Here is an 18,236-nt window from a genome sequence, read left to right on the forward strand (position 1 = left end):
AGGGTTCCAATCCGGTAAGCTTTGGAGGGCTTCATGCGCGGGTTGCGCGGCTCAATCGTGCTGATCAGCGTTCTGGTGGCCGGTGCGGCGGTTGATCAGGCCAGGGCGAATGGCCCGATGAGCGATCCCCGCTATCGGCTCTCGCGGGACGGCGGCGGCCTTGGCTACACGATCGACGAAACCGTCATCTTCAGTCGCGTCGGTATCACCCGGGATCCCAAATCCTTCTGGACCGTCGAGCGGAAGGTGAAGGAGGTCCGGTTGCGCACAGTGCTGCAGGACAAGCACCAATGGGCGGACGGGCGGTCGTGCCCCGCTTTGAAAACCGTACTGACGGAGATGGCCAAGCTGCCACCGCTGAAGATGGCCGGTCCGGATGACCCTGTGGGTGCGCCAGCGCCTTCCGATGTCACCGAGACGCGGCTCGCAGGGCCCGCCGTCGGGGACCAGAAAGGCTGGGCGGGCGTTCGAGCAATCCGCAGCGAATATTTTGGTCCCTTGCCGCAATGGTGGGCGCGAAGCCTCAAGGCTATGGCGAACTGCTGGCGCGACGAGCCGCCCAGAACGCCTGATGGCCCTGTCCGCTCCCTGCTGGCCACCCCAGAGCAGGTTCGCTGGATGAAGCCTTGATCCGCGCCGCGCTCCGCGCCAAACCCCGCCCATGACCAAGCCCATCGTCCTCGTCGCCGCCGCCGCCCTGATCGATGTCGACGGCCGCGTGCTGATCTGTCAGCGCCCGCAAGGCAAGCAACTGGCCGGCCTGTGGGAGTTTCCGGGCGGCAAGGTCGAGGCCGGCGAGACGCCGGAACAGTGCCTGATCCGCGAGTTGCAAGAAGAACTCGGGATCAAGGTGGCGCAAGCTTGTCTGGCGCCGTTTGTTTTTGCGTCTCACAGTTACGAGTCTTTTCACCTCCTGATGCCACTCTACTTGCTGCGTCGCTGGGAAGGCCAAGTGACGCGCAAGGAGCACGAGGCGCTGGCATGGGTAAAACCGGACAAGCTGAGCGACTATCCGATGCCGCCGGCCGACGAGCCCCTGGTGGCCTGGCTGCGCGACGTCCTCTGAGCGCGTTCTGGCGCGATCAGTCCGGCGCCACAGCCGTCGAGGTCGGCGTGATCGTCGTGCTGATCAGCATCGCCCTGATCGGCGCCATCACCGTGCTGAGCGACGGCATCAAGACCGCCTTCACCAAGTCCGCCGACGCGATGGGCAGCTAAGCCCCTACCCTGCCTTGTCGCCGGTCGACTGCTCCTTCGTCCCAAGCGCGTCGGCCAGGCGCATCTTGGCCGAGCCCGGCCGCAGCGGCTTTTGCTGGCTGTCATGCGGCGCCCAGCCGGTGACCGAAACGATCTCGAACGTGGCCGGCACCTTGCCGTCGGCCTCCGCAAACCGCTCCGCATAGAGCTCCATCGCCCGGAACAGCACCTTGCGGGTCAAGGGCTTGCGCGAGCGGTCCAGCAGCACGCTGGTCTCGCCCATTTTCCGAAGATCCCTCAGCAGCGCGATCGGATGGGCGTAGCGCACCTTCACGCGATCGACGTCCGCAACCGGCAAGGCGAAGCCGGCGCGTTGCAAAAGGCCCGCCGCGTCGATGGCGTCGGCGAACGGCGAGACGCGCATCGAGGCGCCGTCGGTCAGCTCGGCCTCGGCCGCCAGCAGGCACTGGCGAAGTTCCGTCAGGGTCGCCCCGCCAAACAGCGCGCCGACGAACAGGCCGTCGGGCCGCAGCGCTCGACGGATCTGGATCAGCGCGCCCACCAGATCGTTGGTCCAGTGCAGCGACAGGGTCGAGACCAGCAGATCGAGCGTGGCGTCGCCGAACGGCAGGCGTTCTTCGTCGGCGACCAGGCGCAGGGTCTCGCGGCCGGCCAGCATCCGCCCCGACAGGTCGGCCTCGATCAGCGTATCGATGTTGGCGCGCGCGTCGCTGTCGCTCAAGGCCTTGAAAAAATGACCGTTTCTCGCGCCGAGGTCGACGGCGATCGGAAAGCGTCGCAGGATCGTCTCCAGCCGCATCACCACGTCCTGGGCGGCGCGGGCCTTCAGGAAGTCGGCCGCGCCGAACTCGGGCGCGGCGCGGTCAAGGCGCCGGCGAAGCAGGGCGCGGTCGAACAGAAGCGGAGAAGCGGTCATGCGCGCGGAACATGGCGATTTCGAACCGACATGGAAAGCCGCGACAGAGCGCCTCGTCCCTCATTTGCGCGGCCTGGGGCGCGGGCTGCTGGACCTGGTCCTGCCGCCCGCCAGCCTGGACGGTGGTCCCGCCCTGAGCGGCGGCCTGTCGCCGGCGGCGTTCGCCAAGGTGACCTTCATCGACGATCCGGTCTGCGACGGCTGCGGCCTGGCCATGGCCTATGCCGATGCGGCGGCCGAGCGCTGCCCCGCCTGTCAGGCCAAGCCCAAGGCCTTCGCCCGGGCCCGGGCCGCCTGTGTCTATGACGAGCACTCGCGCGATCTTGTCCTGATGCTCAAGCACGCCGACCGCGTCGATCTGGCGGGGCTGTTCGCGCGCTGGCTGTCGCGGGCGGCGGCCCCGCTGCTGGACGAGGCCGACGCCATCGCGCCGGTCCCCATGCACCGCGCCCGGATGCTGACCCGGCGCTACAACCAGGCCGCCGAGATCGCCCGCCCTCTGGCGCGGATGGCGGGGCGCGCCTACCTGCCCGACGCCCTGATCCGGCGGCGCGACACCCAGAGCCAGGGCGGCAAGTCCGCCTCGGGGCGGCGACGCAACGTGGCCGCAGCCTTCGTCGTTCCACCGTCTCGGCAACGGCTGGTCGCGGGGCGCAAGATCCTGCTGATTGACGACGTCCTGACCACCGGCGCCACCGCCGAGGGCTGCGCGCGGGCGCTGCTGGCCGCCGGCGCGGCCCGCGTGACCCTGGCCGTCGTCGCGCGCGTTACAGAAACGCAGGCGCGCCCTATATGAGGACGTCGGAACACCAGCGAGTCACCTCATGGCCAAGGTCACCATCTACACCCGCCCCTTCTGCCCCTACTGCTCGCGCGCCGTGGCGCTGCTGACCGACAAGGGCGCCGACTTCACCGAGATCGAGGCCGGCATGGACCCGGCCCTGCGCCAGGAAATGATGCAACGCTCGGGCCGCAACACCTTCCCGCAGATCTTCGTGGGCGAGCAGCACATCGGCGGCTGTGACGACATGATGGCCCTGGAAGATCAGGGCAAGCTGGACAGCCTTCTGTCGGCATGAGCCCTCCTGCGCTCCTCCGCGTCGGGCTGATCCAGACCCGCACCCCCGCCACCCACGCCGCTGCGCTGGGCCACGTGGCGCCGCTGGTGCGCGAGGCGATCGCGGGCGGCGCGAAGCTCGTGCTGACCCCCGAATGCACCAACGTCGTCCAGAAGGACCGCAGCCTGCTGCTGCCGGCGCTCAAGACCCTGGACGAGGACCCCGTGGTGCTGGGTCTGCGCGAGATCGCCGCGCAGACGGGGACCTGGATCGTCATCGGCTCGGCCCTGGTGCGCCGCGAGACCGGCGACAAGGCCGCCAACCGCCAGGTGGTCATCGACCCGACCGGCGCGATCGTGGCCACCTACGACAAGCTGCACATGTTCGACGTGGACCTGCCGACCGGTGAAACCGCGCGGGAGTCCTCGGCCTATGAGCCCGGCGATAAGGCCGTAGTGGTCGACACGCCTTGGGCCAAGCTGGGCCTGACCATCTGCTACGACATGCGCTTCCCGGCCCTGCACCGGGCCCTGGCCCTGGCCGGCGCCACCGTGCTGACGGTTCCGGCGGCCTTTACCCGCCCGACCGGCGAAGCGCATTGGGAGGTCCTGCTGCGCGCCCGCGCCATCGAGACCGGCTCCTTCGTGCTGGCCGCCGCCCAGGGCGGTTTCCACGAGGACGGTCGCGGCACCTGGGGCCGCTCGATCGTGGTGGGGCCGTGGGGCGAGATCATCGCCACGCTCGACCATGACGAACCCGGCGTGCTGCTGGCGGATCTCGACTTGCCTGCCGCCGACAAGGCGCGCGCGGCGATCCCGGCCCTGAAGAACGCCCGGGCTTTCACCGGCCCGTGAGCGTCACCATGTCTAACCCATGATCAAGTACGCGCTCCGGTGCGACCGGACTCATGAGTTCGAAGGCTGGTTCGGCTCGTCGGCCGACTATGACGATCAGGCCGCGCGCGGCCTGGTCGAATGCCCCGTCTGTGGCTCAACGGGCGTCTCCAAGCAGATCATGGCCCCGGCCGTCGCCGGCACCAAGGCCCAGCGGTCCACCGAGCCCGTCGTCGATCCCAAGATGCGCGAGATGATGATGACGGCCATGGGCGAGGTCCGCCGCCACGTCGAGGAAAACTTCGACTATGTCGGCGACGCCTTCGCCAAGGAGGCCCGCGCCATCCACGAAGGCAGTTCCGAGGAACGCGGCATCTACGGCGAGGCCTCCCCCGCCGAGGTCAAGGCGCTGGTGGAGGACGGGGTCAAGGTGGTGCCCCTGCCGCCGGGTCCGCCGAAGAAGACGGATGTGAACTGAGGGGGGCCTTACGCCTCTTCGATTTTGTCTCTGGTGTCATCCCGGCCGCAGCGCGCAGCGCGGAGAGCCGGGACCCAGGGGGAACCGCAGCGCGCTTGCCCCTGGGTCCCGGATAGCCTCTGCGAGGCTTCCGGGATGACACACGATGGGGATCTTCAGCCAGGGCGTAGCCTTGGTCGCCGCCCCCTCGGGATCGGGCCAAGCTGATACGGTTCGATCTGGACCCCGGCATTCGCCGGGGAGGTCGGCAGAGAGGTCAGAACCGCGTCTTGCAGCCCTGCTTCAGATGAACCCCGCGCAGGAAGCCGCGGCGGGCCAGGCCGGCGTCGACGGCGGCGTTCATCTGGCGGTCGGCGGGGGCAGCGCCGGTGACTTCGCGCACCAGGCCCCGGAACGGGATGATGCTGTTGATCAGGGTCTTGCCACCGGCCTCGGCCAGCTTGCCGGCTCGGTTTTCGGCGTACTCGGCGCCGACCTTGTAGTCGGGCCCCAGCGCCGCGTTCAGCGCCTTCACCTCATTGGCCAGGGCCTGGCAGGATTTGAGACCCGCGAGGCTGTAGGGGTCGTCAAAGGCCTTGGCCAGGACCGGCGGCACCTCGCGCTTGGACAGGCCGACGTCGCGCACCGGCTGGGTGCCGATGTCGACGGCCTTCTTGCCCGCCTCGCCCCAGCGGCCGGACGGCTCCTCGGGCTTGGCCGGCGGCTTGACTTGGGCGTGGGCGCTGGAGGCCAGCAGCACGGCGGCGGCTCCACTGATGATCAATAGGGTTTTCGGCGTCACAACGCCCTCCCGACAAAAACACGCCACGGGAACGGCACGCCTCGCCGCCGGTTCCCGCCCGCAAGTCCCTCGGCACGAACTCTAAGGCCTGCGCACGATCCATCGCCACCACAAAGCGTGTCATCCCGGCCGAAGCGCAGCGGAGAGCCGGGCCCCAGGGCCACAAGCACGGCGCTTCGTCACCCCCTGGGTCCCGGATAGCGCTCCGCGCTTCCGGGATGACACGGGTTTAAGCACTTGGGTGAGAAGCTCTAATTCGGCGCGCCGCCCGCTTCCAGATCGAACGCGGCGTCGAGGGCGTCGTCGCCAGGAACCGCCCCTTCCAGGGCGGCGTCGAACAGGTCTTCGAGCGATGACCAGATGAAGGCCATCTGCTCCATGATCGTCGGGACGCTGGCCGGGTCGAAGCCGGGGTAGAGGTCCTCCACCAGCCACAGGCCCGTGCCGGGATCGAAGGCGAAGCGGCAGCCGATCAGGCGGAACTGGGCGCGGGCCATGGTCTCGAACAGGGCCGTCAGGTCGCGGGCGGCGTCCAAGTCGTCGTGGTCCAGCACCAGGCAGCGGATCTGCAGCCAGCCGTGGTCGGGCAGCAGGTAGAAGGCGCCCTCGTCCTGATCCTCGCCCGAAACCTCCAGCCCCCGGTCGATGGCTTCGACGACATAGCCGGCCGCGCGGCAGGTGTCGGTGAGCGCGGCCAGCAGGGCGGCTTCCTGGTCGGGGGTCAGGTCGGTCATGGGCAAGAGGTCCAGGTCGTGGTTTGTCGGCGGCTTCTAGCATGGACCGCCCGCGCCCGTGAGGCCGAGGATTTCGCGCTGGTCAGACAACCTACTTGCCGTCCCTACATGTTAGCGCTACCAAGTGCCGACGAACGCGCGCCGCCGACGGTGTCGGCGCTTCAGACGCTCGAGTTTTGGGGAGACGACGCCGTGGGCGTGAGTGAATTCCTGCCGGAAGATTGGAAAGCCGCGACCCTGCTGGGGCGCATCGACTTTGGCGAAGGCCCGACGCCGGTGCTGGTGCGCGGCGGCCGCGTCGAGGACGTGTCGAAGATCGCCCCCACCGTCGCTGACCTGATGAACGCCTTCCAGCCCGGCGCGGCGATCCCGCGCGGCGAGGACAAGGGTCCGCTGGAAGCCCTCGACATCCGCCCCGTCTGGGAAGACCCGGACGGGGCCGCGCCGGTCAAGCTGTTGGCCCCCGTCGACCTGCAATGCCTGAAGGCCGCCGGCGTGACCTTCGCGGTCTCGACCCTGGAGCGGGTGATCGAGGAGCGCGCGCGCGGCGACGCCGGCGAGGCGCTGAAGATCCGCACCCTGCTGGCCGAACGCATGGGCGGCGACCTCAAGAGCGTCGAGCCGGGCTCGCAGGGCGCCCAGCGCCTGAAGGACGCCCTGATCGCCGACGGCCTGTGGTCGCAGTATCTGGAAGTGGCCATCGGCCCCGACGCCGAGATCTTCACCAAGGGTCCGACCCTGTCCTCGATGGGCTGGGGCGACCAGGTCGGCGTCCGCAATGACAGCCACTGGAACAACCCCGAGCCGGAAGTCGTGCTGCTGTGCGACGGTTCGGGCCTGATCCGCGGCGCGGCGCTGGGCAACGACGTCAATCTGCGCGACTTCGAAGGCCGTTCGGCCCTGCTGCTCAGCAAGGCCAAGGACAACAACGCCAGCTGCGCCATCGGTCCGTTCTTCCGCCTGTTCGACGAGACCTTCGGCCTGGACGACGTCCGTTCGGCCGAGGTCGAGCTGAAGATCACCGGCCGCGACAATTTCGTGCTCGACGGCAAGTCGAACATGAGCCTGATCAGCCGCGACCCGGCCGTGCTGGCCGGCCAGGCCTATGGCAAGCAGCACCAGTATCCGGACGGCTTTGCTTTGTTCCTGGGCACCATGTTCGCCCCGATCCAGGACCGCGACACCCCCGGCCAGGGTTTCACCCACAAGGTCGGCGACCGCGTGCGTGTCTCGACGCCGAAGCTGGGCGTGCTCGAGAACGAAGTCACCACCTGCGACAAGGCCAAGCCGTGGACGTTCGGCATCTCGGCCCTGATCCGCAACCTGGCCGGCCGCGGCCTCCTCTAATCGAAAGCTTCCCGCGATGACCGACACCCTGCGCCATTACATCGGCGGCGAACGCGTCGCGGCCGACGCCCCGGCCGAGAGCCTGAACCCGTCCAACACCAACGACGTCGTCGCCAAGGTCCCGATGGGCGGCCAGGCCGAGGTCGACGCCGCCGTCGACGCCGCGCGCAAGGCCTTCCCGGCCTGGGCCGACGCCTCGCCGGAGGTCCGCTCGGACCTCTTGGACAAGGTCGGTTCGACCATCATCGCCCGCAGCGCCGACATCGGCCGCCTGCTGGCCCGCGAAGAGGGCAAGACCCTGGCGGAAGGCGTCGGCGAGACCGTCCGCGCCGGCCGCATCTTCAAGTACTTCGCCGGTGAAGCCCTGCGCCGTCACGGCCAGAACCTGGAAAGCACCCGTCCGGGCGTCGAGATCCAGACCTATCGTCAGGCCGTGGGCGTCTATGGCCTGATCACGCCCTGGAACTTCCCGATCGCCATCCCGGCCTGGAAGGCCGCCCCGGCCCTGGCCTTCGGCAACACCGTGGTGATCAAGCCGGCCGGCCCGACGCCCGCCACCGCCAACGTTCTGGCCGACATCATGGCCGAGTGCGGCGCCCCCGCCGGCGTGTTCAACATGCTGTTCGGTCGCGGCTCGATGGGCGATGCGCTGATCAAGCACAAGGACGTGGACGGGATCTCGTTCACCGGCTCGCAAGGCGTGGGCGCGCAGGTCGCCGCCGCCGCCGTGGCCCGTCAGGCCCGCGTGCAGCTGGAGATGGGCGGCAAGAACCCGCTGATCGTTCTGGACGACGCCGACCTGGAACGCGCCGTCGCCATCGCCCTGGACGGCTCGTTCTTCGCCACCGGCCAGCGCTGCACCGCCAGCTCGCGCCTGATCGTCCAGGACGGGATTCACGACAAGTTCGTCGCCCTGCTGGCCGAAAAGGTCGCCGCCCTGCGCGTCGGCGACGCGCTGGACCCCAACACCCAGATCGGCCCGGCCGTCTCCGAAGACCAGATGGAGACTTCGTACCGCTATATCGACATCGCTGCGTCCGAAGGCGGCCGCGTGGTCACCGGCGGCGACCGCATCAAGCTCGACAATCCGGGCTGGTACGTGCGTCCGACCCTGATCGCCGACACCGAGGCCGGCATGCGGATCAACAACGAAGAGGTCTTCGGCCCCGTCGCCTCGACCATCCGGGTCAAGAGCTACGAAGAGGCCCTGGAGATCGCCAACGGCGTCGAGTTTGGCCTGTCGGCGGGCATCGCCACCACCTCGCTCAAGCACGCCCGCCACTTCCAGCGCTATGCGCGCGCGGGCATGACCATGGTCAATCTGGCCACGGCCGGCGTCGACTATCACGTGCCGTTCGGCGGCACCAAGAGCAGCTCGTACGGGGCCCGCGAGCAGGGCTTCGCGGCGGTCGAGTTCTTCACCCAGACCAAAACCTCCTACTCGTGGTCGTAAGCAGCATGTCCTCAGCCATCTATCCCAGCCTGAAGGGCAAGCGCGTCGTCATCACCGGCGGCGGCTCGGGCATTGGGGCCGGCCTCACCGCCGGCTTCGCCCGTCAGGGCGCCGAGGTGATCTTCCTCGACATCGTCGACGAAGACTCCAGGGCCCTGGAAGCCGAGCTGGCCGGCTCGCCGATCCCGCCGGTCTACAAGCGCTGCGACCTGATGAACCTCGACTCGATCAAGGCCACCTTCGCCGAGATCGGCGACATCGACGTGCTGGTCAACAACGCCGGCAATGACGACCGCCACAGCCTGGGCGACGTGACCGGCGCCTATTGGGACGAGCGGATCAACGTCAACCTGCGCCACATGCTGTTCTGCACCCAGGCCGTCGCGCCGGGCATGAAAAAGCGCGGCGGCGGCGCGGTGATCAACTTCGGTTCGATCAGCTGGCACCTGGGGCTGGAGGACCTTGTCCTCTACGAAACAGCCAAGGCCGGCATCGAGGGCATGACCCGCGCCCTGGCCCGGGAGCTGGGTCCCGACGACATCCGCGTCACCTGCGTGGTGCCGGGCAACGTCAAGACCAAGCGCCAGGAGAAGTGGTACACGCCCGAAGGCGAGGCCCAGATCGTGGCGGCCCAATGCCTGAAGGGCCGCATCGTCCCGGAGAACGTCGCCGCGCTGGTGCTGTTCCTGGCCTCGGACGACGCCTCGCTGTGCACCGGCCACGAATACTGGATCGACGCCGGCTGGCGTTGACCTAAGAAAACTGTCATCCCGGCCCAGCGTGAAGCGCGCCGAGCCGGGACCACGGCAAGCGCCACGCGTCCGGAGGTCCCGGCTCTCCGCTGTGCTACGGCCGGGATGACAGAGGAATGATTGTATGACCGCTCAAGTCACTTGCGTATGGGATCTGAAGGCCACGTTGGGCGAAGGCCCGATCTGGCATGGCGACACCCTGTGGTTCGTCGACATCAAGCAGCGTAAAATCCACAACTACCACCCCGCCACCGGCGAGCGCTTCAGCTTCGACGCGCCGGATCAGGTGACCTTCCTGGGGCCGATCGTCGGCGCGACCGGCTTTGTCGTCGGTCTGAAGGCCGGGATTCACCGCTTCCACCCGGCCACGGGCTTCAGCCTGCTGCTCGAGGTCGAGGACGCGGCGCTGAACAACCGCCCCAACGACGCCACGGTCGACGCGCAAGGCCGTCTGTGGTTCGGCACCATGCACGACGGGGAAGAGAACAAGAGCGGCTCGCTCTATCGGATGGACCTCACCGGCGTCGCCCGGATGGACCGCGACATCTGCATCACCAACGGTCCGTGCGTCTCGCCCGACGGCAAGACCTTCTACCACACCGACACCCTGGAAAAGACGATCTACGCCTTCGACCTGTCCGAGGACGGCCTGCTGTCGAACAAGCGCGTCTTCGTGCAGTTCGCCCTGGGCGACGAGGTCTATCCGGACGGTTCGGTCGTCGATTCCGAAGGCTATCTGTGGACGGCCCTGTGGGGCGGTTTCGGCGCGGTCCGCTTCTCGCCGCAAGGCGAGGCCGTGACGCGCATCGAACTGCCCGCCCCCAACGTCACCAAGCCCTGCTTCGGCGGGCCTGACCTGAAGACCCTCTATTTCACCACCGCCCGCAAGGGCCTGAGCGACGAGACCCTGGCCCAGTACCCGCTGGCCGGCGGTGTGTTCGCCGTTCCGGTCGATGTGGCCGGCCAACCCCAGCATGAGGTCCGCCTTGTCTAACCGCACGCCCCGCCGGTTCCGGTCCCGCGATTGGTTCGATAACCCCGACCATATCGACATGACCGCGCTCTATCTGGAGCGCTTCATGAACTACGGGATCACGCCGGAGGAGCTGCGCAGCGGCAAGCCGATCATCGGCATCGCCCAGACCGGCAGCGACATCTCGCCCTGCAACCGCATCCACCTCGACCTGGTGGCGCGGGTGCGGGACGGGATCCGCGACGCCGGGGGCATCCCCATGGAGTTCCCGGTCCATCCGATCTTCGAGAACTGCCGTCGCCCGACGGCGGCGCTGGACCGGAACCTCTCGTATCTGGGTCTCGTCGAGACCCTGCACGGCTATCCGATCGACGCCGTCGTTTTGACCACCGGCTGCGACAAGACCACCCCGGCCGGGATCATGGCCGCCACCACGGTCAACATCCCGGCCATCGTGCTGTCGGGCGGCCCGATGCTGGACGGCTGGCACGAGAACGAGCTCGTGGGCTCGGGCACCGTCATCTGGCGCTCGCGTCGCAAGCTGGCGGCCGGCGAGATCACCGAGGAAGAGTTCATCGACCGCGCCGCCAGCTCGGCGCCGTCGGCGGGCCACTGCAACACCATGGGCACGGCCTCGACCATGAACGCCGTGGCCGAGGCGCTTGGCCTGTCTCTGACCGGCTGCGCGGCCATTCCCGCCCCGTACCGCGAGCGCGGCCAGATGGCCTACAAGACCGGCCAGCGCATCGTTGATCTGGCCTATGACGACGTCAAACCGCTCGACATCCTGACCAAGCAAGCCTTCGAGAACGCCATCGCCCTGGTGGCGGCGGCCGGCGGCTCGACCAACGCCCAGCCGCACATCGTGGCCATGGCCCGTCACGCCGGCGTCGAGATCACCGCCGACGACTGGCGCGCGGCCTATGACATCCCGCTGATCGTCAACATGCAGCCGGCCGGCAAGTATCTGGGCGAGCGCTTCCACCGAGCCGGCGGCGCGCCGGCGGTGCTGTGGGAGCTGTTGCAGCAGGGCCGCCTGCATGGCGACGTGCTGACCGTCACCGGCAAGACGATGAGCGAGAACCTGCAAGGCCGCGAAACCAGCGACCGCGAGGTGATCTTCCCGTACCACGAGCCGCTGGCCGAGAAGGCCGGGTTCCTGGTTCTGAAGGGCAACCTCTTCGACTTCGCGATCATGAAGTCCAGCGTGATCGGCGAGGAATTCCGCAAGCGCTACCTGTCGCAGCCCGGCCAGGAAGGCGTGTTCGAAGCCCGCGCCATCGTGTTCGACGGCTCGGACGACTATCACAAGCGGATCAACGATCCGGCCCTGGAGATCGACGAGCGCTGCATCCTGGTGATCCGCGGCGCGGGTCCGATCGGCTGGCCCGGCTCGGCCGAGGTCGTCAACATGCAGCCGCCGGATCACCTTCTGAAGAAGGGGATCATGAGCCTGCCCACCCTGGGCGACGGCCGTCAGTCGGGCACCGCCGACAGCCCCTCGATCCTGAACGCCTCGCCCGAGAGCGCGATCGGCGGCGGCCTGTCGTGGCTGCGCACCGGCGACACCATCCGCATCGACCTCAACACCGGCCGCTGCGACGCCCTGGTCGACGAAGCGACGATCGCCGCGCGCAAGCAGGACGGCATCCCGGCGGTTCCCGCCACCATGACGCCCTGGCAGGAAATCTACCGCGCCCACGCCAGTCAGCTCGACACCGGCGGGGTGCTGGAGTTCGCGGTCAAGTACCAGGACCTGGCGGCCAAGCTGCCGCGCCACAACCACTGATGCGAAGGGCCTTCGGAGCGATCCGGAGGCCCTTTTCTTTGCGCCCCCCGGATCGCCCGCCCCCGCTTCACAACACCCAGCCGAATCGCATCTTCTCCGTCGCCAAACGCTGAAATGCGACGGGGCTGGGGGGCGCCATGGAACTCAAGGAATACTTTCTGGGCCTGTTGGCCATCATCACCGGCCTGGCGATCACCGACATGATCCTGAGCGTGCACGGCCTGCTACGGCGCGTCAGCCGCGTACGATGGGATTGGCTGCCGCTCACAGCCGCCGCCCTGGTTTTCGTCGTCATCGTCCGCAGCTGGTGGATCGCCTGGGAGCCCGATTGGGTCAACACGCCGATGTGGCAGTTCCTGTTGATCCTGATCCAGCTGACCTGCCTGTTCCTGGCCGCCAAGTCCGTGTTGCCGGACGACAGCGACGCCGAAGAGGTCGACCTGATGGCTCACTACTGGTCGCAGAACCGGTTCGTCTGGGCGTCCCTGATCGGCATGATCACGGCGTTCGCCGCCGCCTCGGTCTTCCTGCGCATCAACGATCCGGCGAGCCTGTCGGCATGGTTCTGGACGTTCGGTTGGGAGCTGCCGGTCTACTGCTTGCCGCTGGTGGTCCTGATCCTCCTGCAGCGACCGATCGTGCATCGCGCGCTGGTTCCCGCGCTCCTGCTCGCCTGGCTGGTCCTGAACGGTACGGACGTGATGCACTACAGCTAGGGCTCGGCGGCTCTGGTTAACAACCCAACCCCGATCAACGAAGGTTTAGAAAGCGTTAAGAGAAACGTTGCGAATTGTAAAATTCTTCCCTGGGTTGAAACCCATTTCGGGTGTATTGATGAGGTGTCGGGCCATTTATTGAGCGCGGACAGGATGTTGTCAGTGAGCCGAGCCCTTGATCAACGACCGGAGTCGCCCAGCCTGGTGATCGCCACCACGATCCTCCAGCTTGGCCTCGTTGTTGTGGTTTGGCTGGTGGCGCTGATCCCCGCCGCGCTGGCGGCGTTAACGATGCTGGCCGTGACATTGGCGCGCGGCGCGTTTCGCCGCTCGAAGATCCGCCGCGCCCCCGGCCACTGAGACCTTGGCGCGCCCAAGCGGCCCGGCCACTATGCGCACGACCGACGGAGGGCCCATGCGCGACATCGACTGGCTGCTGACCGACGCCCATGCGCTGCGCGAACGCGGCGAGCTTGATCCGGCGCGGGCGCTCTATGACGAAGCCCTGGAAAAAGCCCGGGCGACGGGTGAGACCGAGGGCTTGGCCAAGGCCCTGCGCCATGTCTCGGACATGGACCGCGAGGCGGGCCGCCTTGAAGCCGCCCTCGCCGCCGCCGAGGAGGCCGCCACGCTCTATGGCGGGTTAGGACGCGAGCATCGCCTGGATCTCGCCAACGCCCTGCGGCTGACCGCCCTGGCCCTGGAAGCCCTGGGCCGCCCCGCCCTTCAGCCCTGGCGCGAGGCCGGCGATCTCTATGCCGAACTCGACATCGCCGCAGGGCTGGCCGAGGCGGAGCGGCATCTGGGGTTGGTTGGGGACTGAAGGACGCCGTCAGCCGGCCGGGCGAGTGGTGAGCGTAGAAGCGCCCCCTCCGTCTCGCTGCGTATCCGCAGCGATCCACCTCCCCCGCGTCGCGGGGCAGGAGGGGAGCGGCATCCTCCTCACCCGTAAAACGGGGGAGGTGGCGCGCGGCGCAGCCGCGTGACGGAGGGGGCGCTCAGACGCCCATGAAAGCCCGCGCGACTACCCATCTCAAAACCCGTATCATCCCGGCTCTACGCGCTGCGCGCTACGGCCGGGATGACACGGCTTGGAGCCTCCCCCTAGTTCGGCCCGCCCGTGCTGAAGTCGAACTGCTCCGGACGCGGCCTGCCGCCGCCGAAGGCGTAGCTGAAGCCGATGAACGCGGTGCGGACATTGACCTTGGTCTCGTTGCGGTCGCGCAGGCGCGCGGCGTTGGTGACCCCGGCGATCTTGAAGCTGTCGACCACGTCATTGACCGTCACGACGAAGTTGAGCTTGTCGTTGACCTTGCGGCGATAGCCCAGATTGATCATCTGGACCGGCTCGCGATAGCCCTGCGGCGTGATGCGCCGGCCCGAGGTGAAGGCGTTGACCTGGAAGAAGTCCTTCGGGGTGGCCTGATAGTTCACATTGGCCCGGCCCGACAGGGCGGTGTCCGAGCGCTTGCCGGTGAAGCCGAGGCTGGCCGCGTCGATCTCGTTCCAGAACGCCTGACCGCTGACATTGTAGGTCAGCTTGGGCGTCAGGCGGCCCACCACCACGAACTCCAGGCCGCCGTTGCGGCTCTTGGCCAGGTTCTCGCGGGTGGTCAGGAACACACCGCCGCCCAGGTCCTTGACCACGTCGGTCACGCCGTCGCGGGTGTCGCGATAGAAGGCGGTGGCCAGATAGGTCGTCGGACCCTTGCGGTACTGCCAGCCCAGCTCGAACGAGTCGGTGACCTGCGGCTTCAGGTCCGGATTGCCGGCCCGGAAGTTATAGGGGTCCTGGTAGATCGGATAAGGGTTCAGGTCCTGCGGGCCGGGGCGCGCCACCCGGCGGCTGAAGCCCGCGCTCAGGCTGTTGGCGTCGTTGAGACGGTAGCCGGCGTTCAGCGTCGGATAGAGCCGCAGATAGTCGTTCGAGCCCTTCTGGCCCGTGGTGATCTGGTCGGTGCGGATCTCGACCTGCTCGGCGCGCAGACCGGTCTGGACCGTCAGGTCGCCGAACGGCCGCTCATAGGTGACATAGGCCGCGAACACGTCCTGGTCATAGGCGAAGCGGTTGGTGCGGGCCGGGTCGATGCTCTGGCCACGCAGCGTCGCGCCCCGGGCGCCGTAGTTGTTGTAGTCGTTGTCGGCGCCCTCGAAATCCAGACCCGTCTTCAGCTTGGACTGGTTGGCCAGCGGCTTGGTGTAGTCCAGCTTCCAGTTGGCGCGCTTCTGCTCGGAGCCGAAGCTGAAGGCCTCATAGAAGTCCGAGGCGCCCGCCGAGTAGTCGGCGAAGGCGTCGCCCCCGCGCTTGAAGCGGGTGATCTCGTACTCGGCGCGCGAGGTCAGCTCGTGGCCGGCGCCGGTGAACTGGCGGCGATAGTCGCCGGCGATCGCCGAGTTGTCGCGGATCATCACGCCGGTGCTGTCACGCAGATAGGCCTGCTGGATGACGCCCGCGCCGTTACGCGACAGATAGGTCTCGCGGCCGTCACCCTCATAGTCCATGCCGCGATAGCGCAGCTCGGCCGACAGGCGGGTCTTCTTGTCGAGGTCGTAGTCGACGCCGGTGCGCAGCGACAGCGCCCCGCCCTTGTTCAGCACCTCGGCGGTCTGGTCGGCGTCCAGCACCGTCGCGCCGGTGGCGCTCAGCGACTGACGATCGACGATCGAGGTGACTTCCTGGCGGTCGTAGCGGTAGCTCGCATCGCCCGACAGCGTGACCTTGCCTTCGCGGCGCGTGGCGCTGATCCCGCCGTTGTAGCGGCCGTCGGTGCCGATATTGGCGCGCACCGTGCCCGTCACGCCGGGCTTCTGGGTCTTCTTGGTGATCAGGTTGATGACGCCGCCCGAGCCGTCGGGGCGGTAGGCGGCCGAGGGGTTGGTCATCACCTCGACGCGGTCGATCTGGTCGGCCGGCAGCTGCTGCAGCGCGTCGGCGCGGTTGTCGCCGTTGAACATGCCCGAGGGCTTGCCGTCGATCAGGATGGTCACGTTCGGATCGCCGCGCAGGCTGACATTGCCCTGCACGTCGACCTCGACCGAGGGGACGTTGCGCAGGGCGTCGCTTATCGAGCCGGTCTTGGCGCTCAGATCATTGGCGACGCTGTAGCTGCGGCGGTCGATGTCGGTGCGCATGGCCGTGGAATCGCTGCGGATCACCACGCCCTCGACGGCGGTCGGCGCATCCGAGGGCTTGGCCGGCGCGGCTTGGGCCGGGGCGGCCTGAGCAGGGGCGGTCTGGGCCGGGGCGGTTTGGGCCAGGCCCAGGGTCGGCGGAACGATCACCGCAGCGGCGGCCAGGAGGGCGAACTTCAGTCGCAAGGGGAGACCTCAACTTCAAGTGTCGAGCGATACGCTGCGGACGTCCGCGCGGTCTCGACCCCCAGCCGTAAAGACGCTCCGACGCGCCGGGACAAATTTCTTTTCGGCAATGTTGCGGGTGAGGGACTCCAAGTGGCATTCGCGCCACAGGCGTATGCGCCCGCCTCGACACTCTTCCGTCGCGGAAACCGGCGCGTGTCTGCTATCGATACCGCCGCAGGGTGAGTCCCGCGTGTCGGCGATGTGGTCGTCAGAACCACCGCTTGCGCGCTGATACCGGTAACACTAATGTCGCCGGCAACCAAAGGTCCGACAAGGACCAGTAGGGCATCAACGGGCCGGTACGGCCCCATGGGGAGGACACCTGTGGCTTCAGTATCCAACGCCGGTCCCAGCGCCGGCATGAGCGCGGACGGCGGGAAGGTCAACATGACCTTCGTCGCCGCGATCGTCGCCGTCGCCACGATCGGCGGCTTCATGTTCGGCTACGACAGCGGCGTCATCAACGGCACGCAAGAGGGCCTGGAAAGCGCCTTCAATCTCAGCAAGCTGGGCACCGGCCTGAATGTCGGCGCCATCCTGATCGGCTGCGCCATCGGCGCCTTCGCCGCCGGCCGCCTGGCCGACGTCTGGGGCCGCCGCACAGTGATGATCATCTCGGCCCTGCTGTTCGTGGTCAGCGCCATCGGCACCGGCGCGGCCGAGAGCTCGATCGTGTTCATCATCTTCCGCCTGGTCGGCGGTCTGGGCGTCGGCGCCGCCAGCGTGCTGTGCCCGGTCTACATCTCGGAAGTGACGCCCGCGAACATCCGCGGCCGCCTGTCGTCCGTGCAGCAGATCATGATCATCACCGGCCTGACCGGCGCCTTCGTGGCCAACTACGCCCTGGCCCACACCGCCGGCAGCTCGACGGCCGAGTTCTGGCTGGGCCTGCCGGCCTGGCGCTGGATGTTCTGGATGCAGATCATTCCCGCCGGCGTGTTCTTCCTCTGCCTGCTGGGCATTCCCGAAAGCCCCCGCTACCTGGTGGCCAAGGGCAAGGACGCCCAGGCCGAAGCGATCCTCTCGCGCCTGTTCGGCGCGGGCCAGGGCGCCAAGAAGGTCGAGGAAATCCGCGCCTCGCTGTCGGCCGATCACAAGCCGACATTCTCGGACCTTCTGGACCCGACGACCAAGAAGCTGCGCGTCATCCTGTGGGCGGGCCTCGTCCTGGCCGTGTTCCAGCAGCTGGTGGGCATCAACATCGTCTTCTACTACGGCTCGGTGCTGTGGCAGTCGGTGGGCTTCACCGAGGACGACAGCCTGAAGATCAACATCCTGTCGGGCACGCTGTCGATCCTGGCCTGTCTGCTGGCCATCGGCCTGATCGACAAGATCGGCCGCAAGCCGCTGCTGCTGATCGGTTCGGCCGGCATGGCCGTGACCCTGGGCGTGCTGACCTGGTGCTTCTCGACCGCAACCACGGTCAACGGCGCCCTGACCCTGGGCGACCAGGTCGGCCTGACCGCCCTGATCGCGGCCAACCTCTATGTGATCTTCTTCAACCTCTCGTGGGGTCCGGTCATGTGGGTGATGCTGGGCGAGATGTTCCCCAACCAGATGCGCGGCTCGGCCCTGGCCGTCTGCGGCTTCGCCCAGTGGATCGCCAACTTCGCCATCTCGGTCAGCTTCCCGGCCCTGGCCGCGGCCAGCCTGCCGATGACCTACGGCTTCTATGCGCTGAGCGCTGTCGTCTCGTTCTTCCTGGTCCAGAAGCTGGTCCACGAAACGCGCGGCAAGGAACTGGAAGCGATGCAGGGCTGATGAAGCCAATCCTCCCCCTCGCGGGGGAGGATTTGGGAAAAGCCAAACGCCCGGGAGCCCTCGCTTC

General features: G+C 67.9%; 19 protein-coding genes and 3 pseudogenes. 18 read left to right on the forward strand and 4 right to left on the reverse strand.

Annotated elements, in window-relative coordinates; genetic code table 11:
- Positions 1-21: 21 nt before the first annotated feature.
- From CVUC_RS02550 to CVUC_RS02560, 3 genes are read left to right on the forward strand one after another with little or no spacing between them, the layout of a single operon-like run.
- Positions 22-630 carry a hypothetical protein gene (locus CVUC_RS02550; protein WP_010918719.1) on the forward strand — a complete coding sequence of 203 codons (609 nt, stop codon included), beginning with the start codon at positions 22-24 and terminating at the stop codon, positions 628-630.
- A 31-nt stretch (positions 631-661) separates the two neighbouring features.
- The gene (gene mutT / locus CVUC_RS02555; RefSeq protein WP_010918718.1) at positions 662-1,066 is read left to right on the forward strand and encodes an 8-oxo-dGTP diphosphatase MutT; all 405 of its coding nucleotides are present in this window, start codon (positions 662-664) and stop codon (positions 1,064-1,066) included.
- Complete coding sequence (locus tag CVUC_RS02560; protein WP_010918717.1) at positions 1,045-1,218, forward strand: Flp family type IVb pilin; 174 nt, start codon at positions 1,045-1,047, stop codon at positions 1,216-1,218. Before mutT ends, CVUC_RS02560 begins: the two co-directional genes overlap by 22 nt.
- 4 nt (positions 1,219-1,222) lie before the next feature.
- Here the strand turns inward: CVUC_RS02560 and CVUC_RS02565 are convergent, their stop codons facing one another.
- Positions 1,223-2,134, reverse strand: coding sequence for a methyltransferase domain-containing protein (locus CVUC_RS02565; protein WP_096032642.1), 912 nt, complete (start codon positions 2,132-2,134; stop codon positions 1,223-1,225).
- On the opposite strand from CVUC_RS02565, the gene CVUC_RS02570 reads away from it, so the two are divergent.
- From CVUC_RS02570 to CVUC_RS02585, 4 genes are read left to right on the forward strand one after another with little or no spacing between them, the layout of a single operon-like run.
- A complete protein-coding gene (locus CVUC_RS02570) occupies positions 2,133-2,930 on the forward strand; it encodes a ComF family protein (RefSeq protein WP_096032641.1) in 798 nt (265 codons plus the stop codon). The two genes, CVUC_RS02565 and CVUC_RS02570, sit on opposite strands and share 2 nt — an antisense overlap.
- Before the next feature lie 28 nt (positions 2,931-2,958).
- Positions 2,959-3,213, forward strand: coding sequence for a glutaredoxin 3 (gene grxC, locus CVUC_RS02575; RefSeq protein WP_010918714.1), 255 nt, complete (start codon positions 2,959-2,961; stop codon positions 3,211-3,213).
- Positions 3,210-4,046, forward strand: a complete 837-nt coding sequence (locus CVUC_RS02580) for a carbon-nitrogen hydrolase family protein (RefSeq protein WP_096032640.1) — start codon at positions 3,210-3,212, stop codon at positions 4,044-4,046. Before grxC ends, CVUC_RS02580 begins: the two co-directional genes overlap by 4 nt.
- Positions 4,047-4,065: 19 nt before the next feature.
- On the forward strand, positions 4,066-4,503 hold the full coding sequence (locus tag CVUC_RS02585) for a DUF1178 family protein (RefSeq protein ID WP_096032639.1): 438 nt from the start codon (positions 4,066-4,068) through the stop codon (positions 4,501-4,503).
- 256 nt (positions 4,504-4,759) lie between these two features.
- Here CVUC_RS02585 and CVUC_RS19800 read toward each other — a convergent pair whose 3' ends face one another.
- On the reverse strand, positions 4,760-5,284 hold the full coding sequence (locus CVUC_RS19800) for a hypothetical protein (RefSeq protein WP_164468077.1): 525 nt from the start codon (positions 5,282-5,284) through the stop codon (positions 4,760-4,762).
- An 88-nt stretch (positions 5,285-5,372) separates the two neighbouring features.
- On the opposite strand from CVUC_RS19800, the pseudogene CVUC_RS20760 reads away from it, so the two are divergent.
- Positions 5,373-5,482, forward strand: a pseudogene (locus CVUC_RS20760) (hypothetical protein); the annotation flags it as partial.
- A gap of 53 nt (positions 5,483-5,535) precedes the next feature.
- Here the strand turns inward: CVUC_RS20760 and CVUC_RS02595 are convergent.
- Complete coding sequence (locus CVUC_RS02595; protein WP_096032638.1) at positions 5,536-6,024, reverse strand: hypothetical protein; 489 nt, start codon at positions 6,022-6,024, stop codon at positions 5,536-5,538.
- A gap of 186 nt (positions 6,025-6,210) precedes the next feature.
- On the opposite strand from CVUC_RS02595, the gene CVUC_RS02600 reads away from it, so the two are divergent.
- From CVUC_RS02600 to CVUC_RS20220, 9 genes and pseudogenes are all read left to right on the forward strand, one after another.
- Positions 6,211-7,365: a fumarylacetoacetate hydrolase family protein gene (locus tag CVUC_RS02600; RefSeq protein WP_096034733.1), complete on the forward strand. Its 1,155-nt coding sequence runs from the start codon at positions 6,211-6,213 to the stop codon at positions 7,363-7,365.
- 16 nt (positions 7,366-7,381) lie between these two features.
- On the forward strand, positions 7,382-8,818 hold the full coding sequence (locus CVUC_RS02605) for an aldehyde dehydrogenase family protein (RefSeq protein WP_096032637.1): 1,437 nt from the start codon (positions 7,382-7,384) through the stop codon (positions 8,816-8,818).
- A gap of 5 nt (positions 8,819-8,823) precedes the next feature.
- Positions 8,824-9,570, forward strand: coding sequence for a D-xylose 1-dehydrogenase (gene xylB, locus CVUC_RS02610; protein WP_096032636.1), 747 nt, complete (start codon positions 8,824-8,826; stop codon positions 9,568-9,570).
- Between the two features lie 124 nt (positions 9,571-9,694).
- Positions 9,695-10,564 (forward strand): SMP-30/gluconolactonase/LRE family protein, encoded by an 870-nt coding sequence (locus CVUC_RS02615; protein ID WP_096032635.1) that lies wholly within the window; start codon positions 9,695-9,697, stop codon positions 10,562-10,564.
- Entirely contained in the window at positions 10,557-12,332 is a 1,776-nt protein-coding gene (xylD, locus tag CVUC_RS02620; protein ID WP_164468076.1) for a xylonate dehydratase XylD, read from the forward strand. Before CVUC_RS02615 ends, xylD begins: the two co-directional genes overlap by 8 nt.
- Before the next feature lie 137 nt (positions 12,333-12,469).
- The gene (locus tag CVUC_RS02625; RefSeq protein ID WP_096032633.1) at positions 12,470-13,048 is read left to right on the forward strand and encodes a hypothetical protein; all 579 of its coding nucleotides are present in this window, start codon (positions 12,470-12,472) and stop codon (positions 13,046-13,048) included.
- 123 nt (positions 13,049-13,171) lie between these two features.
- Entirely contained in the window at positions 13,172-13,408 is a 237-nt protein-coding gene (gene hfiA / locus CVUC_RS02630; protein WP_096032632.1) for a holdfast inhibitor HfiA, read from the forward strand.
- 55 nt (positions 13,409-13,463) lie between these two features.
- Positions 13,464-13,862, forward strand: a pseudogene (locus tag CVUC_RS02635) (GNAT family N-acetyltransferase); the annotation flags it as partial.
- Positions 13,863-13,895: 33 nt separating this feature from the next.
- Positions 13,896-14,034, forward strand: a pseudogene (locus CVUC_RS20220) (hypothetical protein); the annotation flags it as partial.
- A 118-nt stretch (positions 14,035-14,152) separates the two neighbouring features.
- On the opposite strand, the gene CVUC_RS02640 reads toward CVUC_RS20220, so the two are convergent.
- Positions 14,153-16,366, reverse strand: a complete 2,214-nt coding sequence (locus tag CVUC_RS02640) for a TonB-dependent receptor domain-containing protein (protein ID WP_096032631.1) — start codon at positions 16,364-16,366, stop codon at positions 14,153-14,155.
- 366 nt (positions 16,367-16,732) lie between these two features.
- Between CVUC_RS02640 and CVUC_RS02645 the strand changes: the two genes are divergently transcribed.
- Positions 16,733-18,169, forward strand: coding sequence for a sugar porter family MFS transporter (locus CVUC_RS02645; protein WP_096032630.1), 1,437 nt, complete (start codon positions 16,733-16,735; stop codon positions 18,167-18,169).
- The last annotated feature ends 67 nt before the right edge of the window (positions 18,170-18,236 follow it).

The organism is Caulobacter vibrioides, from assembly GCF_002858865.1.
Classification (GTDB): Bacteria; Pseudomonadota; Alphaproteobacteria; order Caulobacterales; family Caulobacteraceae; genus Caulobacter; species Caulobacter vibrioides.

Coding starts and splice junctions, on each gene's coding strand:
- mutT (WP_010918718.1), top strand. CDS start 662: ATGACCAAGCCCATCGTCCTCGTCGCCGCCGCCGCCCTGATCGATGTC.
- CVUC_RS02570 (WP_096032641.1), top strand. CDS start 2,133: ATGCGCGCGGAACATGGCGATTTCGAACCGACATGGAAAGCCGCGACA.
- CVUC_RS02565 (WP_096032642.1), bottom strand. CDS start 2,134: ATGACCGCTTCTCCGCTTCTGTTCGACCGCGCCCTGCTTCGCCGGCGC.
- grxC (WP_010918714.1), top strand. CDS start 2,959: ATGGCCAAGGTCACCATCTACACCCGCCCCTTCTGCCCCTACTGCTCG.
- CVUC_RS02580 (WP_096032640.1), top strand. CDS start 3,210: ATGAGCCCTCCTGCGCTCCTCCGCGTCGGGCTGATCCAGACCCGCACC.
- CVUC_RS02585 (WP_096032639.1), top strand. CDS start 4,066: ATGATCAAGTACGCGCTCCGGTGCGACCGGACTCATGAGTTCGAAGGC.
- CVUC_RS02605 (WP_096032637.1), top strand. CDS start 7,382: ATGACCGACACCCTGCGCCATTACATCGGCGGCGAACGCGTCGCGGCC.
- xylB (WP_096032636.1), top strand. CDS start 8,824: ATGTCCTCAGCCATCTATCCCAGCCTGAAGGGCAAGCGCGTCGTCATC.
- CVUC_RS02615 (WP_096032635.1), top strand. CDS start 9,695: ATGACCGCTCAAGTCACTTGCGTATGGGATCTGAAGGCCACGTTGGGC.
- CVUC_RS02625 (WP_096032633.1), top strand. CDS start 12,470: ATGGAACTCAAGGAATACTTTCTGGGCCTGTTGGCCATCATCACCGGC.